Genomic DNA, 16,318 nt, shown 5'->3' on the forward strand with positions numbered 1-16,318 from the left:
GTGAAATAAATAGCTCGTCGGTCTCAGCTCTCCATTAGCCAGCAAAGGCCACCTATTCAAATCCGGCTCCCGCAACCAACTGAAATAAATTGTAAGAATGAATCGACACTCTTAATGAGTGTTTTTTATGTCTGAAATTTAGTGAAGATCTTGATGTTGCTATATAACCCGAAGATCGTCGGTTCGCTCTTCATAAACCCGGCTCCCGTAACTAACTTAAATTAAATATTTACATTTGTAATTGTTTTGGGTATTTTGAAATTGATATAATAGAAATAGCTAAATTCGCTATTGTTAAAATTTACATAACTCATACAGGTAGTTATGAAACAGCATCTAATTACAAAAAAAAGAAAACCGTTAAAAAGATTCTTAATTCCGTTAATAATTTCTATTGGTGCTGCCTTTTTGTACCTTAGCTGGTTAAGTAAGGATACTATCCCAGAAGAATATCTTAAACCGATTAAAATAGCTTCAACAAGCGAAAGTAAAATATTAAAAGGGATTGGTACTATACAACCTACGCAAAGAGAGCTTGTTTCTGCGCCTTCAGATGGCACCATAAAGCTTTTAAATATCCGCGAAGGGCAAACCATCAAACGCGGAGATATACTAGCAGAACTAAATAACTATGATTTAGAGCAAAAAATACATACTGCACAATTAGAATTATTAAATATATCTTCACAAGTATCTATAGATAAAAGTAATTTAGCGATACGACTATCGCAAGTTCAGTCTGAATTGGCAAACTCGGTCATGCAGCTTAAACAGCAAAAGCTTGAACTAAATGCAAACGAAGCACTTGCAGAAAAAGGCATTATTTCATCTATTCGTTTTAAACAAATCCGTATGCAATTTGAACAAAATGAATTAGAAGTTGAGGCTAAAAAAGCAGAGTTAGCTCTTTTTAAAGATGCCTACGAGCAGCAATTGATCGCATACGCTAATAAAATCAAACTTGCTCAAAATCAGCTTGAATATCTAAACAAAAAACAATCAAAATTGATTTTAACTGCTCAATTTGATGGTGTGATAAGTCAAAATAGTAGTAAATTAGGGTAGGTTGTTAAACAAGGGCAATCTTTATTTGAGTTGATAGAAACCAATAACTTATTAGCGAAAGTACAAGTTCCACAGTATTCTTCCGATCAATTAGAAAGAGGCCAAGCTGCTGAAATCATAACACCTTCGGGTCGCATTCAAGCAAAAGTGGATTATATAGATACAGTCATTAGAAATGGCTCGATCAATGTCTTTCTAACGCTTAATTCAGTAACGCCTAATTGGCTTCGAAGCGACCAAGCAATTGAAGCGAATATTTATACCGCACAGCAGCAAGCAACTTACAATATACAAAAACCACATGATTTCAACGATTTCAAACATTGGAATATTTTTGAAGTTAACGCTAATAACCAAGCTGTACTTACTCGTATTAATTACCATGAGGTTGATAGTAGCCAATTGAGTTTCGAAGAAAAGTTAAGTGGTAATTATGTGCTGCTAATACCCGATAAATATACAAAGCAAGAAATAATAGACTTTAACCTAGGCTCTTCTCATGATTAAGCCTCTCATAACATTTGAAAATGTTTCATTCAAGTATTCTAGTAATACAAAAAACACGCTAGAAGATGTTAATTTCACTGTAAGTAAAGGTGATTACATTGCTATTACAGGTACTTCAGGGAGCGGGAAAAGTACTCTACTTTCGATATTAGGACTTATGAACAAGCCTTCTAATGGAAATTACTTACTATCAGGAATAAATACTCAAGACTTAACAAATGACTCTATCGCAACGGTCAAAAATAGAGAAATAGGCTTTGTATTTCAAAATTTTAATTTGCTTAGTCATTTAACAATATTTGATAACGTGGCGTTACCCTTAACTTACAATAATACGGTTAAACGAAGTGAGTATAAAGCGAAAGTACAAGAGGCACTAAAACGAGTTTCGATGGAGGAATTTTTAAATAAAAAACCGAATCAGCTTTCAGGTGGCCAACAACAGCGTGTGGCCATTGCTAGGGCATTAATAAATCAACCATCAATAATACTGGCAGATGAACCCACAGGGAATTTAGATTCAAACAATAGCCAGCTTGTTTATGAACTTTTAGAGCAATTAAATGAACAGGGTAATACGATTTGCTTAATTACCCATGATGAAACTTATGCTAAACATGCGAAGCGCAGGTTACGGATGCACGATGGTAAGTTAATAGATTAAATGCAGAAATTACTTACCGACATCACATTAAATTGGTTTAAATATCAACTTCTATCTTGGAAGTTATTGCTAAGTAGTGCCTTGCTAATTATTCCCTTATGTTTCATTTTAAATTTAAAAGCAATTGAAAATACGTTTTTATCAACCGAATTTACCTCCATTGAAAATACCGAAATTATCCACCAGATATTTATACATGATCAAACAAGCAATTTACCGGTTGATAAATTCATATTTGACGAACTTCATAATCAATTTCCGTATTTAGTAGGTATGTTCGAAAGAACGCTGCAATTAAGTACAAAAAAAATTATGGCAGAAGAAGAGCAAGCGACCAAAGTAAGTTTTGTCTCTAATACTATTAGTAAATTAGCTATCGATACTCATTTAGGGTCACTGAGGGCATTCAGCATGGCATCTACGGGCAGTAGTTTAATAACTGCTGTTAGTTTTAACTATTGGAAAAACAATCTAAACAGTGATCTGGCTGTAATAGATAAACAAATTATTATTAATGGTAAAAGTACTAAAATAGTCGCGGTGTTAAATGCAGGTTTCAAATCTCTAAGGCGAGATAGTTCTACTGATTTATTATTACCTTACCATCAACTTGCTGAATTACTGCCTAATGAGCAGGAGTTAACACCTGATACTTTCACTTATGTGCTTGGTAATATTACTGACTTAGAAAACTTTATAATCAATTTTGATGCATATCTGAAAAAAGAATTATTCATTTTTGACAATACAAAATTAATGCTTAGTAAGTCAGTAGGTGTTGATCCTGAACAGTTTCAAACAGTGTCAAAAAGAGTTGATTTATTAGCCATATTATTTGGTATTTTATTTGCTTTCAGCTTGGTATCGTTTTCGGCATTTTATGCCACACAATGTATCGATAAGAAAAAAGAAGTCGTCATACGACAGTTATGTGGAGCAAATAAAAAACATATAGTGTTGCAAAACTATATCGAAGTGATCTTGTTAGCTTGTTACCTTATTTTTATGGTGGTTATTTTTACACCTTTAACAAGTAAGTTGGCATATTTAACTATGCCGACGATCAACACTTTTAACGTTATGGCAAACGTTATTACTTTAACTACTCTATTAATGAGCTTTATCGTATACCTGCTGACATTAAATTTCCTACAAGATAAAACGACCATAACTCATATTGGACGTGGTAGTAGCGCTTCTTTGAGTGAAAAATTGCAAGTGTTTACTTTGTTATCATTTTTAATCAGTCTTGCAATATCAAGTATTTACGTAAGTTATTTGGTAATAATAAGCCAGACTAATTTAAACAATCATAATATAGGTTTTAAAAATAAAAACCTATATATTGCCAGTTTTGACTTTCCATCCTCGCCAGAACATAGTTTTATGGCAGATAATTCAGCACAGCAATTGCTGCTACAGCTGAATTCTTTAGATTATATTGAGTCAGCCGCATTAACTAATGTCCCTCCTTTAACTGACCGTAGTGCATTTAGTCGTTGGTATACATTGTCAGGTAACGCCGTCACCTCAAGTAAAAATGCACAAACCTCAAATCACAGAGTTAGCCCAAATTATTTCGATACGATTGGCACACGGCTAATAATGGGCAATAGTCTATCTTGGGGGCAATATAGCAATATAGTCGTTAATCAAGCACTTTGGGATCAATACTTTGCGAATACAGATTTAGGCCAAGCCTACTTACTCACTGACTTTGGGAATGAAAAAGTAAAATATAAGATTGTCGGGGTCGTTGAGAATATTTATATAAAAGGTAGTGATACGCCAGTGAAGCCCACTATTTATACACTTATTAGTGCGATAACAGGTTTTGAAAGTATCGTCGTTAAAGGTAGCGGGGTTATGCCAGCCAATTTCACACAAAAAATGATGGGTATTACTGCGAATATTAGTCCTTACCTAAAAAACTTAACAATCGTTGAACTGTCTGAATTGGTAAAAAAAAGAAGCACAACCAAGAAGAGCAATTTTAGTTATAACTATAACTTGTTCATTGGTTCTTTTACTCAGCGCCTTATTGTATTGCTTTAATAGTGTAAAGCAATTGGCTAGTAAATCTGCAACAGAAATTTCCTTAAAGCGGGCTCTCGGTGCACGTACTAAAGAAATAGTATGGTCTTTTTGTAAGCTGTTTTTCTTCATCTTGTGCGTTGCCCATTCTATTATTTTAGTCTGCGCTTATATTAATATTGATAAACTAAAACCCTTTCTTTTTAAAGTCGATTTAATAGACATACCTGTAATTACGTTACTTCACTTAGTCGCACTATCCTTTGTGATCATTGTGTTTTTTACCGAAATTAAAAATATATTAAATACATCTTGGAAAAACCTGAGTTAAGGAAAATTATGAAATATAGATATTTGGTAATGTCAGCTGGTTTGTTGTTTGCGGGCAATTGTATGGCTGAAAATTACGAGTTTACACACCGACAAATAGTCGCAAGCCCTATAAATAACACTGCACCTCAGCTTTTTTTATTTAATAGCAAAGGCCAGCTTATCCATTATTCAGACAGTTACCTACAAAATATCTTATCAATCTTTAGAAAAAGAGAAGTACTACCAAACAGCGAGCAATCAAAAAGTGACTTGCTCACTCTTTTAAATACAAAAGTTGATTTTAGTGCACACGATTACACTTTATTTCACACCTCAATAGATGAAGCGATTGGGCCATGTGAACCATGTCGGCAGCAAGAAGAAAAAATAGCTTTACTTGATGCTAAATTTCCAAAAGATAAGTTATCAATTCATAAAATTACCATCATAAACGAAGTGTATACATTAAAGGACTAGTCTTATTTCCAAAGATCTGGGTCTTCTTCTGGACGGGAATTTTTTCTGTCTAGCACTTGCGAGAAGCGGTTTGCAAAAATGCCTAAATAACCCCACGCGGCGCAGAATAGTGCGATGGCTAAAATTACTAAGCCGATGATTTGTAAGCTGTAGTGGCTATAATAGCCGATGGCAATAAATACCACGGCCAGCACAAACAGTGCTAGGCCGCGTAAAAAGCGTTTTAAGCTGAGCTTAGGTTCAGAGCCTAAGCGATATATCAGCCGCTTTAACATGATTATGAGCGATTAATAGTAAGAATGATCGCCAGCTTTGTGATCGGTGATATCAGCAACACCGGTGATCTCATCAAACTTAGCAATCATTTCTTTTTCAATGCCTTCTTTTAGCGTGACATCGATCATAGAGCAACCATTACAGCCACCGCCAAATTGAAGAACAGCAATACCTTCAGCAGTTATTTCTACAAGGCTTACTTGGCCGCCATGGTTAGCAAGCTGAGGGTTAACTTCGGTCTCTAGCATGTGCTGAATACGTTCGTTAAGGCTTGCGTCATCACCGATTTTACGGGCTTTAGCATTGGGGGCTTTAAGTGTTAACTGGGTGCCCATTTTATCGGTAACGAAATCAATTTCAGCTTCTTCTAAAAATGGCGCGCTTTCTGTGTCAACTACAGCGTCAAAGCCGTTAAAAGGAAGACGAATATCGGTGGCTTCTACTGCATCTTCAGGGCAGTAAGATACACCACATTCCGCTTGTGATGTGCCCGGGTTAACAACAAATACGCGAATATTTGTTTTTTCAGCTTGGTCAGCTAATAATTTTGCAAAATGTGATTGTGCGGTTTCGGAAATAGAAATCATAAAAACAACTATACTGTATAGAGCGTGCTGGCCTTTCGAGATTGCCTTTGCAGCAGTGTGTTTGGTTTTTAGGCAAGGCGGAACACGTGTAATGTAGTTCATTCACTACATAAATCGTGTGATAACGCAATTTAAAAGCCAAACACGCGCTGCCCTAAGGGTTCTGTCTAGGAATGCCTTACTCTTTGTTGCTCGGACTTTACATAGAAAAACTATGCTATAGTCCTCGCGCCTCGATTAAGGCACACCTAGGTTGAACAAATCCAATCCTGAAAGGTCAACACGCTCTTCATTACTCGGATACTGGTTATCATACTCCGCTCATCGCGTTGTCGCCAGTGTTGAGCGTAAAAAGTTGGCATCTATTTTAAGCAATGGTAGCGTGCAAACATTGACCATTTGCTGAGTATTTTATATGCGTTTGATAATAACAATCTTTACACTATTGCTAAGCTTTTCTTGTTTAGCACAACCGCTTTCCTATTATTTCAATGATGATGTGAAATTTGATCCAACTATTCCCACTCCGGAGCAGGTTTTAGGCTATGAAGTCGGGCAATGGCACGTACGTCATGATCAACTCGTTCGTTATATGGAAATATTGGCACAAAAAAGTGACCGCATTAATTTTGAAGTCATTGGTCGTACCCATGAGCAGCGCCCGCTCGTTATGCTAACTATCACCGCAGCTGATAAGTTGGCGAATGTGGAGCAAACACGTAAGGCGCACTTGGCCCGTTTAGCCGATCCAGAAAAAGCCAAAGAAACCGATCAGCCAGCGGTCGTTTGGATGGGTTATAGCGTTCATGGCAATGAATCCTCTGGTAGTAATTCAGCCTTGCTGGTGGCTTATTATTTAGCTGCGGCGCAAGGTAAAGAAATTGATACGCTATTAAATAACACGGTTATTTTACTCGATCCTTCATTAAACCCCGATGGTTTAGCGCGCTTTGCGAATTGGGCGAATAGTAATCGCGGTATGAACTTATCGTCTGATCCACACACTCGGGAGCATATTGAAAGCTGGCCAAACAGCCGTACTAACCATTACTGGTTTGATTTAAATCGTGATTGGTTGCTGCTACAACACCCTGAATCACGTGCTCGTATTACTAAGTTTCATTACTGGAAACCCAATATTCTTACTGATTTCCATGAAATGGGTCCCAATAGCACTTTTTTCTTTCAGCCAGGTATTCCATCACGTAAGCATCCAATTACGCCGGATGAAAATGTTAGCCTTACTAAGGCGATAGGTAACTATCATGCCAAAACATTGGATGAACATAACGCGTTATATTTTACCGAAGAAAGCTTTGATGATTTTTACTATGGCAAAGGTTCAACTTATCCAGATGTAAATGGTGGTGTGGGTATTTTATTTGAGCAAGCAAGTTCTCGTGGTCATCTGCAAGAAACCATAAATGGACCGCTGAGTTTTGCATTTACGATTAAAAACCAGCTGCTTACGAGCCTATCTACATTTCAGGCTGCGATAGATAATCGCCAAGCATTACTCGATTACCAAGCTAGTTTTTACAATAATGCTATAGAGCTTGCTAATGATGAAGATTATAAAGGTTATGTAGTGCAAGACGGTGCAGATACAACACGTAGCGCACTTTTTTTAGATTTATTGAAACAGCATCAGATCAAAGCTTATCCACTTAATAAAGCAGTAAAAGCGGATGGTAAGAATTTTTCTGCGAAAAGTTATTTTGTGCCATTAGCCCAGCCGCAATATCGCTTAGTTAAAGCCATTTTTAGTGAGCAAAAGCGTTTTGTTGATAACACTTTTTATGATGTATCCGGCTGGACGTTAGCCCACGCTTTTAACTTGGAGTTTGCAGCAATCAAAAGTGGCTGGGGCTTAGACGTTAGTAAAAATGCATGGCAACAGCCTGAAAAACCAAAATTTGCTGAGTTAGATGCACAGTATGCGTTTGGCTTTAAATGGGATAATTATTTAGCTCCGAAAATGCTTAATAAATTATTACAGCAAGGTGTGCAAGCTCGTGTGGCGCTCAGCCCGTTATCAGCTAAATCGCTTGCAAGTACACAGGAATTTGCTGCGGGTAGTATTATTATTCCTGCTGGGATTCAAAAAAATCCGCAATGGGTGTCGTTATTAAATAGTGCACAAAATGAGTTTGGTATTGCGATTACGCCTATTACTTCTGGCTTAACGGCAAAGGGGGTCGATTTAGGCTCGCGGATGTTAGCGGTAGTTAAAGCGCCGAAAGTATTACTCGTTGGTGGCCAAGGGACTAGTCAATATGAAGTAGGTGAAGTGTGGTATTACTTAGATCGCTTTGTTGGTGTGGCACCTACCATTGTGGAAATGGAACGTTTTGGTGAGCTTGAACTTAGTGATTACAGCCACATTGTTTTGGCTCATGGAAATTACAATAAGCTTTCAGATGCTGACAAAATAGCAATTAAAACGTGGGTACGTAAAGGTGGAGTTATTTGGGGCCACAAAGGTGGGGCTAAGTTTTTAGTCGATCAACAACTATTAAAAACCAGTTATTTATCACGCCGAGATGTTGCTAGTGCCTTCAAAACGGATGGCTTAAACTATGGTGATAAAGATCATCTAGCTGGGCGTCAACGTATTGCTGGAGCGATATTTAATACTAAAGCCGATTTAACGCACCCACTTACTTTTTCATTACAGCGTGACACATTACCAGTATTTAAAAATAGTACTTGGTTACTTGAAATGTCAGCTGCACCATTTGTAAATGTGTTGCAGTATACGCAAAAGCCATTACTAGCGGGCTTTACCGATGATGTGAATGTTGAGCAAGTAGCGGGAGCGGCTGGTTTAGTGGCACATTCGTATGGTCGTGGCAGTGTGATTGGTATGACAGATGATCCGGTATTTAGGGGCTATTGGTACGGCACCAGCCGTTTATTGAGCAATGCATTGTTTTTTGGTCACACATTTAGAGCGAATGCCGATTAACTAGCTAAGTATTAATGTTCTAAAGGTGTTAAGCAGGTTACAAATGCCCAAACTTGCTTAGCACCAGCCTTTTTAAGGGCGGCGGTAGCTGCATTAAGCGTTGCTCCTGTCGTCATCACATCATCAATGATAGCAACTGTTTTTCCGCTCATATCGGTATTACATATAAATGCGCCATGTAAGTTTTTTACTCGTTTAGCTTTGCTGAGTGATGACTGTGCTTGGGTTTTTTTTGTACGTTGTAAACACTGACAATCAATATTTTCATTTGCTAAACATGGCAACCAGCATTGTGATACTTGGTTAAAGCCTCGTTTTAAAAAACGCTGCTGATGCAAAGGTAAAATAATAAATAAATCTGGCCATATTTCGCTATTTTTTTTACTAACAGTCAGTTGTTGGCTAATAATTAACGACAATGCGTTTTTATAATGAATTTGGTTATTAAATTTAAGTTGCGTGAGCCAACCATCGAAAGGGGGACGATACCACGCGCAAGCGAACAGGTGATCGAATTGGCAATCAGGAAATAACTCAACCACATCTGGGCGATACAGTAAATTAGCATGTGTGGTTATATCTAATAGCGGCAAATCAGCCAAACAATGTTCGCATAAACTATGTTTGGTACAGATAATACTTTGGCATTGCACACAAACAGAAGGAAAAAACCAATCGCCCAGCTGTTGAAAACATTGATGAAAAGCAGTCATTGCATTCATTCTCTCAAACGCTATTATGAGCGCTAAGTTTGGAGCAAGGTTATAAAAAATGCAAAATGAGCTGGTGTTATTACATGGTTGGGGGATGAATCAAGGTGTATGGCAGTTGATCTTGCCCGATCTTCAATTTATGCATAACGATACAGTACGCAGTGTTGATTTACCCGGTTACGGTAATAATCAAACATCGCCAAAGCCGTATACTTTGCATGCCGCGGCATTACAATTAAGCAATCAATTACAGCCAAACACTACCTTAATGGGCTGGTCTTTAGGTGGTTTATTTGCTGTTTATATTGCAAAGCACTGGCCTGAAAAAGTCGCAAAAGTGATATTAGTTGCTGCAACTCCATTGTTTGCTGAAGGCGATGATTGGCCAGGTATTAAAGCAAATGTATTAGCTGCATTTAAAGAGCAGCTAGTCACTCATCGTGAGAAAACCATCGATCGCTTTTTGGCAATACAGGCGATGGGCAGTGAAAATGCCCGAGATGATATTAAACAACTTAAACAGTTACTCAATAAATTTCCGGCTCCACAAGAGTGTGCATTAACGGCTGGTTTGGATATTTTACAGCAAGATGATTTACGCGATGCTTTTGCCTGTTGTTCAGTGCCGATCCGTGCTGTATTTGGCCGTTTAGATGCATTAGTTCCGTATCGGGCAGTAACCAAAATGAAAGCTTTAAAACGTGACTTTGAGTATGAAGTGATCGATAAAGCGTCACACGCACCTTTTATATCTCATAAAAAAGAGTTTTTATCTGCCGTCAAATCAATGCTTTGAAAAGTAACTTTACAGTGGTTTGAAAAACTCTGCAGTAAAGCTTTATTTTGACTGTTTTATGAGCGATAATTAACCAATATATCACTGGTGGAGGTGTTGTATGCCAATCGGATCTGTGTTTAATAACGGTGTTGAAGGTTTTAATCGTGCCAGTCAGGGTATCGAGAAAGCCAGCGCAGAAATAAATCGCGCCAGCATTGAGCAACAAGATGACGCTCAGCTTGCCCAACAGCGCCAACTGCAAGCTGCTCGTTCGGAAGAAGCGGTAACCGCTCCTGTGTCACAACCCCCACGTATTGATGAAGCCTTGGTTAACCTAAAGGTTGAAGAGTTTAATGCCAAAGCCAATACGCAATCAATTCAAACCGCAGACGAAGTGCTGGGGACTTTGATTGATATTCGTGTTTAATTTGCCATGAACATTGTCACGCCATTTCCAAACATTAACATAAACACCGCAAATGTTTATACGGAAACCGCTCGGCGTGACAACCAGCTTCGGGAAGCTATCCCGCCACCTGCAGCTACAAAACCGACTAATGCTGAAAACAAAGCGCTCGGTGATAATGAAAAAACTAAACAACCCGGCACCAATGATACCGGCACTTACGATGCCAAGGGGAGGCTTGTCGACGAAAAAGTAATTCAAGAGCGTCAACAGGGAGATGCAGAGCAAAACCCAAAGCAAAATGAGCAGCAACAACAAGATACAGAGAAAGAAGCAAAGCAAAAAGAGCAAGTAGCTCAGCAAGAGCAACAAGACGCTGAGCAAATCAAAGAGCTAAAAGCGCGTGATACTGAAGTACGTATTCATGAGCAAGCTCACTCATCAGTTGGTGGTCAACACGCAGGTTCGCCAAGTTATGAGTACCAACGCGGACCTGATGGTACCAATTACGCCGTTGGTGGCGAAGTACAAATTGACGTTGCTGAAATAGCAGGTGATCCGCGAGCTACAATAGAGAAAATGCAAACGGTACGTGCTGCAGCTTTAGCGCCAGCAGAGCCTTCTGGTGCTGATCGTTCGATTGCCGCGGATGCCACTCAAAAGCTCGCTGCAGCGCAAGCAGAGCTTAGTAATATAGACAGTGATGATGAAAGCAGTACGCAATCAGCATCGTTCAAAGTAGATAACGAATTTACAAAGGATGAGAAAGTTGCAGCTACTGCTGAATCGGAAACCGCAACGGCTAAGCGCGATATTGAAGTTGAGCAGCGTGCAGGTCGCATTGCGCAGTTTTATCAAGCCGCCACCTCGCCTTATGGACAGTCTGGCTTTTCTGCAACCATATAGTTGGTTATGAGCGCTTACATGGTGTAGGTGCTGGTTATGTACGTTTGCATGATGCTGAAAGTGAAAATAACCTCCTGTTAAAAGCGAGTATAAATTACGCTGTCGCTGAAAAATAACGTTTGCTGCTTCCTACAGTGACACAGATGAATACGCTGACATCGCGCAGCAGTATTTCGTTATTACTTTTAAATCAGATTTAAATAGCAGAATTGCAAACGCCACAAACTGAGTTTGTGGCGTTATTGTTTACCTGTTACTTTTTCACTTTTGCATTTGCGAAGGCATCGGCAAATGCATTACCCATCATCGCATTACCGGTATCGCGTTTTGGTTTTGCAGCGCGAGGTTGCTGAGCATTGTTACGATTATTAGCGTGCGGCTTTTGACTGACTGATGGAGCAGGTTTATTGCTGGTATCAATGTCCTCGTCTAAACGCATGGTAAAACTAATGCGTTTACGGGCAGCGTCAACTTCCACTACTTTTACTTTTACAATATCACCCGCCTTAACTACTTCACGCGGATCAGAGATAAACTTATTAGTGATCGCTGAAATATGTACTAAACCATCTTGGTGCACACCCACATCAACAAAAGCACCAAAGTTAGCTACGTTTGAAACCACGCCTTCTAAAATCATCCCTGGCTTTAAGTCACTGATTTTTTCAACACCAGCTTTAAATTCAGCGGTTTTGAAATCAGGACGAGGGTCGCGTCCGGGTTTATCAAGTTCGCTGATTATGTCGGTGACCGTTGGCAAACCAAATTTCTCATCAATGTAGTCATTGGCAACTAACTTATTCAGCAGCTCTGAGTTGCCAATTAGGGTATTTACATCGAGGCTATTTTGCTCGCAAATACGCTTAACAACGGGGTAAGCTTCAGGGTGAACTGATGATTTATCAAGTGGGTCGCTGCCATTACTAATTTTTAAGAAACCGGCGGCTTGTTCAAATGCTTTTGGCCCTAAACGCTCTACTTTCTTTAGCTCTGAGCGTTTAGTGAATGAACCGTTAGCATCGCGATAGTTAACAATATTTTGCGCTAAGGTTTTATTTAACCCTGAAACACGTGCAAGCAATGGCACTGAGGCCATATTTAAATCTACACCTACCGAGTTCACACAATCTTCAACAACAGAAGTCAGAGTTTGCCCTAGTTGGCTTTGTGATACATCGTGCTGATATTGACCTACACCAATTGATTTAGGCTCCACTTTTACAAGTTCAGCAAGTGGATCTTGTAAACGACGCGCAATTGAAACCGCACCACGTAACGACACATCTAAATCAGGAAATTCATTAGCAGCAAATTCTGATGCTGAATACACCGATGCGCCAGCTTCACTGACCATAATTTTATTGAGTTTTAACTCGCTATTTGCTTTGATTAATTCAGCAACCAGTTTGTCTGATTCGCGTGAAGCGGTGCCGTTACCAATAGCGATTAACTCGACTTTATGTTGGCGACATAACTGCTCTAGCGTTCGTGCTGATTTATCCCAATGATTTTGTGGTGCATGTGGGAAGATAGTTTGTGTGGCTAATAACTTACCAGTGCTATCAACCACGGCAATTTTACAGCCAGTGCGCAGGCCTGGATCGAGACCTAACGTTGTACGAGGGCCAGCAGGGGCAGCCATAAGTAAGTCTTTTAAGTTTTTAGCGAACACATCGATAGCGCCTGTTTCAGCTTTTTCACGCATGGCTGCTAAAAATTCGTTTTCTAAATGTAAGCCTAGTTTAATTTTCCAAGCCCATTGCACTACAGTGAGTAACCACGGGCTGGCTACTTGGTTGTTAATATCAAGGCGGTAGTGATCAGCAATCATCATGGCACACATATGGACCGGGTTTTCTGAACTTGGCTCAGGATTAATTGTTAACTGTAAAATACCCTCGTTACGCGCGCGCAACATGGCTAAAGCACGGTGTGAAGGTATTTTTTTAAGTGCTTCTTGATGCTCAAAATAATCGCGGTATTTAGCGCCAGCTTGTTCTTGGCCTTTGATTAAGCTTGCTTCGATTTGACCATGCTGACTGATGTGAGTACGAAATTTTGCGAGCAGTTTGGCATCTTCAGCAAAGCGTTCCATTAAAATAAATTTAGCGCCATCCAGAGCTGCTTTTTCATCAGCAAAGCCGGCTTCTGCATTTAGGTAGCCAGCAGCTTGTTGCTCAGGATCTAAAGAAGCATCATTAAATAAAGCATTCGCTAACGGCTCAAGACCAGCTTCAATAGCAATTTGCCCCTTAGTGCGGCGCTTAGCTTTGTAAGGTAAATATAAATCTTCAAGTTCAGTCTTGCTATCCGCATTATTAATATCGGCAGCTAAGCTGGTGGTGAGTTTATCTTGTGCTTTAATCGTCGAAAGAATGAAGGCTCTACGTTCTTCCAGCTCTCTTAAATACGATAAACGCTGCTCTAACAATCGTAATTGGGTATCGTCTAAACCACCCGTTACTTCTTTACGATAGCGGGCAATAAAAGGCACTGTTGAACCTTCATCGAGTAATTTTGTAGCAGCTATAACTTGTTGCTCTTGAGCATTCAGCTCAGTGGCTAAACGTGCAGAGATATTGCTCATGCAAAAACCTTATTAAACAATTTGAAGACCAGAACGGTAGTTTTGGCGTAATTAATTGCTTGAATAATATCACAGCAGGGCTTAATAAAAAGGCCTTAAAGTATGCTATTTATATACTTTAAGGCCTTTTAAAGAGATGGTTCAATTAAACATGTATCAGTGCTTAATGAGGGTGTTCAATATGTTGCATTACTTCACTAAAACTGTGCGCGATAGGGGTGATATGTAACGGAATTTGTAATGTTTTAGCAATTTCTCGAGCTGAAATTAAACCACAAATTTCATTATGCGCGGTAGTAACTAGTAAAAACATGATACCGTTTTGTTCCATTGTTTGTAGTGCATCACCAATACAAGCATAACTTAAGCTTTGCATACTTACGCCAGTTAAGTGGCTAAGTGGTGCCATTACATGAAGTAAGTTAACTTCGTTGCGAGGTACATTTAAGCGCTGTGCTAAAATCATAATTTTTGAGCTTTGTAGATCAGCACTAGATGCTATACCAAGTAATTTTTCTTTGTCATCTACTACTAAAATAAAGTCTGTATGTTGGCTAGTGATCTGTTTTAATGCATCAACAATGCTGGTTTCAAAATGAGCACGTAGCGGGTCTTTTTGAGTAAAATTATTGACCATTTTCAAAGCCGGAGACGTTAAATCAATTAACGGCTGAGTGTCACGGTAAGTGTGAGATAAAACGCCTTTAGAAATATCTTGAGTACGAAGTTCTTTAAAGTTAGCCATAGTAATCACCAATTATGTTATTAAATTTAATCAAGTTTTAAACGATAAATTAAATAAAATAAGCCGGTGGTCCACGCTGGTATGCATAGCTAAAAGGTTGTACGAAAGTGCTGCTCACATAAAGTGATAAAATGTTTTCAGGGAGTGGTTGAAGCACCCTGATAGAGATCCCGTCAACGTGTGTGTCTAAGTCAACGTCAAGATTAGCTTGGTCAGGAATGTCACAAGCAACATAGTTTGCGGTTGGGGATAAATGATCGTGGTCATCAAAACCTTGAGCAAGTACAGTCAAACTTACACTCATTAAGAGTGTAAATAACATGGCATGACTTACTATGCGATGTATTACGTTTGACATAACTACTACCTTCTAATATTCAACTCAAGCGCGAAATGCTTTACTTGAGTACTTTTATTTATAGTCTACTAATTCACTTTAGACAATCAATAATTAACCTTATCTGAATAATGAGAGGGGGAGATCTATCGCTTTACTGAGAGTTTATGAAGCTCCTGGGTAGCTAATGCTGTTAACGTACCACTCTTTCTTGCCCTGCGGAGTTGTAACATAAAATTCATCATCCACTTGTTTTTTCAATAGTGCGCGTGCCATCGGCGAATCAATCGAGATATAATCTTTACGGTCATAAATCTCGTCAGGGCCAACAATGCGAAACTTCAGCACTTCACTTTGTTCATTTTCTATTTCAACCCACGCACCAAAAAACACTTTACCTGCTTGTTGCGGTGAATAATCAATTATTTTTAGATCCGGCATGCGTTTGCGCAAATACCGCACGCGACGATCGATTTGACGCAGTAAACGTTTATTGTACTGATAATCAGCATTCTCAGAACGGTCTCCTAAACTGGCTGCCCAACTTACTATTTTAGTGACTTCTGGACGTTTTACATTCCATAAATGATCGTGTTCTTGTTGTAACTGTAAATACCCTTCGCGGGTGACTAAATTAGTTTTCACACCAATCTCTTTAAATAATTAATTTTGAACGTTTAAATGACAAGGATTTAATAAATAAGGTTTTATTTCTATTCACCTCATTGTTATTACATCATTATACTAAATAACCTGAATCTCGTTTAAGAAATTGAACTAAATGCCTGCTCCGAGCTCCGATCGTTTCAACCAATAACGGTTGAATAGACAGGGCAGGATCATACTTTGTAAATATTTATAATTTATGATCTAATACTATAAATTTCATAACTTTATATTCCTTATGTCCTTATTCTCCCATTTAGAACTTGTAAAAGATAACCGCTCAACTATCA

16 protein-coding genes and 1 pseudogene are annotated in these 16,318 nt (G+C 38.8%); 10 read left to right on the forward strand and 7 right to left on the reverse strand.

The features are described from left to right. Nucleotides 1–324: 324 nt before the first annotated feature. From HHO47_RS19475 to HHO47_RS18175, 6 genes and pseudogenes are all read left to right on the forward strand, one after another. Complete coding sequence (locus tag HHO47_RS19475) at nucleotides 325–1,065, forward strand: HlyD family secretion protein (RefSeq protein ID WP_248291046.1); 741 nt, start codon at nucleotides 325–327, stop codon at nucleotides 1,063–1,065. 12 nt (nucleotides 1,066–1,077) lie between these two features. Beyond that, nucleotides 1,078–1,572: pseudogene (locus tag HHO47_RS19480) on the forward strand (HlyD family efflux transporter periplasmic adaptor subunit); the annotation flags it as partial. Next, the gene (locus tag HHO47_RS18165; RefSeq protein ID WP_169021570.1) at nucleotides 1,565–2,236 is read left to right on the forward strand and encodes an ABC transporter ATP-binding protein; all 672 of its coding nucleotides are present in this window, start codon (nucleotides 1,565–1,567) and stop codon (nucleotides 2,234–2,236) included. The pseudogene HHO47_RS19480 and the gene HHO47_RS18165, both read left to right, overlap by 8 nt. After that, nucleotides 2,237–4,291 (forward strand): ABC transporter permease, encoded by a 2,055-nt coding sequence (locus tag HHO47_RS18170; protein ID WP_169021571.1) that lies wholly within the window; start codon nucleotides 2,237–2,239, stop codon nucleotides 4,289–4,291. A gap of 13 nt (nucleotides 4,292–4,304) precedes the next feature. Beyond that, on the forward strand, nucleotides 4,305–4,601 hold the full coding sequence (locus HHO47_RS19825) for a hypothetical protein (protein WP_432651942.1): 297 nt from the start codon (nucleotides 4,305–4,307) through the stop codon (nucleotides 4,599–4,601). Between the two features lie 8 nt (nucleotides 4,602–4,609). Then, nucleotides 4,610–5,059 (forward strand): hypothetical protein, encoded by a 450-nt coding sequence (locus tag HHO47_RS18175; protein ID WP_248291048.1) that lies wholly within the window; start codon nucleotides 4,610–4,612, stop codon nucleotides 5,057–5,059. A 2-nt stretch (nucleotides 5,060–5,061) separates the two neighbouring features. On the opposite strand, the gene HHO47_RS18180 is transcribed toward HHO47_RS18175, so the two are convergent. Beyond that, the gene (locus HHO47_RS18180) at nucleotides 5,062–5,334 is read right to left on the reverse strand and encodes a hypothetical protein (RefSeq protein ID WP_169021572.1); all 273 of its coding nucleotides are present in this window, start codon (nucleotides 5,332–5,334) and stop codon (nucleotides 5,062–5,064) included. A gap of 12 nt (nucleotides 5,335–5,346) precedes the next feature. Beyond that, nucleotides 5,347–5,922, reverse strand: a complete 576-nt coding sequence (gene nfuA / locus HHO47_RS18185; protein ID WP_169021573.1) for a Fe-S biogenesis protein NfuA — start codon at nucleotides 5,920–5,922, stop codon at nucleotides 5,347–5,349. Between the two features lie 415 nt (nucleotides 5,923–6,337). Here nfuA and HHO47_RS18190 point away from each other — a divergent pair, with 415 nt between their 5' ends. Beyond that, complete coding sequence (locus tag HHO47_RS18190; RefSeq protein ID WP_169021574.1) at nucleotides 6,338–8,890, forward strand: M14 metallopeptidase family protein; 2,553 nt, start codon at nucleotides 6,338–6,340, stop codon at nucleotides 8,888–8,890. Nucleotides 8,891–8,901: 11 nt separating this feature from the next. On the opposite strand, the gene HHO47_RS18195 is transcribed toward HHO47_RS18190, so the two are convergent. Further along, nucleotides 8,902–9,603 carry a ComF family protein gene (locus tag HHO47_RS18195; RefSeq protein WP_169021575.1) on the reverse strand — a complete coding sequence of 234 codons (702 nt, stop codon included), beginning with the start codon at nucleotides 9,601–9,603 and terminating at the stop codon, nucleotides 8,902–8,904. Between the two features lie 58 nt (nucleotides 9,604–9,661). Here HHO47_RS18195 and bioH point away from each other — a divergent pair, with 58 nt between their 5' ends. The 3 genes from bioH (at nucleotide 9,662) to HHO47_RS18210 (ending at nucleotide 11,693) form a co-directional block, all read left to right on the forward strand. After that, nucleotides 9,662–10,399, forward strand: a complete 738-nt coding sequence (gene bioH, locus HHO47_RS18200) for a pimeloyl-ACP methyl ester esterase BioH (protein WP_169021576.1) — start codon at nucleotides 9,662–9,664, stop codon at nucleotides 10,397–10,399. 100 nt (nucleotides 10,400–10,499) lie between these two features. After that, on the forward strand, nucleotides 10,500–10,808 hold the full coding sequence (locus HHO47_RS18205; RefSeq protein ID WP_169021577.1) for a hypothetical protein: 309 nt from the start codon (nucleotides 10,500–10,502) through the stop codon (nucleotides 10,806–10,808). A gap of 6 nt (nucleotides 10,809–10,814) precedes the next feature. Next, nucleotides 10,815–11,693: a putative metalloprotease CJM1_0395 family protein gene (locus HHO47_RS18210; RefSeq protein WP_169021578.1), complete on the forward strand. Its 879-nt coding sequence runs from the start codon at nucleotides 10,815–10,817 to the stop codon at nucleotides 11,691–11,693. Between the two features lie 253 nt (nucleotides 11,694–11,946). Here HHO47_RS18210 and HHO47_RS18215 read toward each other — a convergent pair whose 3' ends face one another. From HHO47_RS18215 to greB, 4 genes are all read right to left on the reverse strand, one after another. Further along, nucleotides 11,947–14,280, reverse strand: a complete 2,334-nt coding sequence (locus HHO47_RS18215; protein WP_169021579.1) for a Tex family protein — start codon at nucleotides 14,278–14,280, stop codon at nucleotides 11,947–11,949. A gap of 163 nt (nucleotides 14,281–14,443) precedes the next feature. Further along, complete coding sequence (locus HHO47_RS18220; RefSeq protein WP_169021580.1) at nucleotides 14,444–15,025, reverse strand: CBS domain-containing protein; 582 nt, start codon at nucleotides 15,023–15,025, stop codon at nucleotides 14,444–14,446. Nucleotides 15,026–15,074: 49 nt separating this feature from the next. Further along, nucleotides 15,075–15,383, reverse strand: a complete 309-nt coding sequence (locus HHO47_RS18225; RefSeq protein ID WP_169021581.1) for a hypothetical protein — start codon at nucleotides 15,381–15,383, stop codon at nucleotides 15,075–15,077. A 144-nt stretch (nucleotides 15,384–15,527) separates the two neighbouring features. Next, nucleotides 15,528–16,007: a transcription elongation factor GreB gene (greB, locus tag HHO47_RS18230; RefSeq protein ID WP_169021582.1), complete on the reverse strand. Its 480-nt coding sequence runs from the start codon at nucleotides 16,005–16,007 to the stop codon at nucleotides 15,528–15,530. Between the last annotated feature and the right edge of the window lie 311 nt (nucleotides 16,008–16,318).

The sequence above is a fragment of the Pseudoalteromonas arctica genome (assembly GCF_012927645.1).
In the GTDB taxonomy this organism is placed as follows: domain Bacteria; phylum Pseudomonadota; class Gammaproteobacteria; order Enterobacterales; family Alteromonadaceae; genus Pseudoalteromonas; species Pseudoalteromonas arctica_A.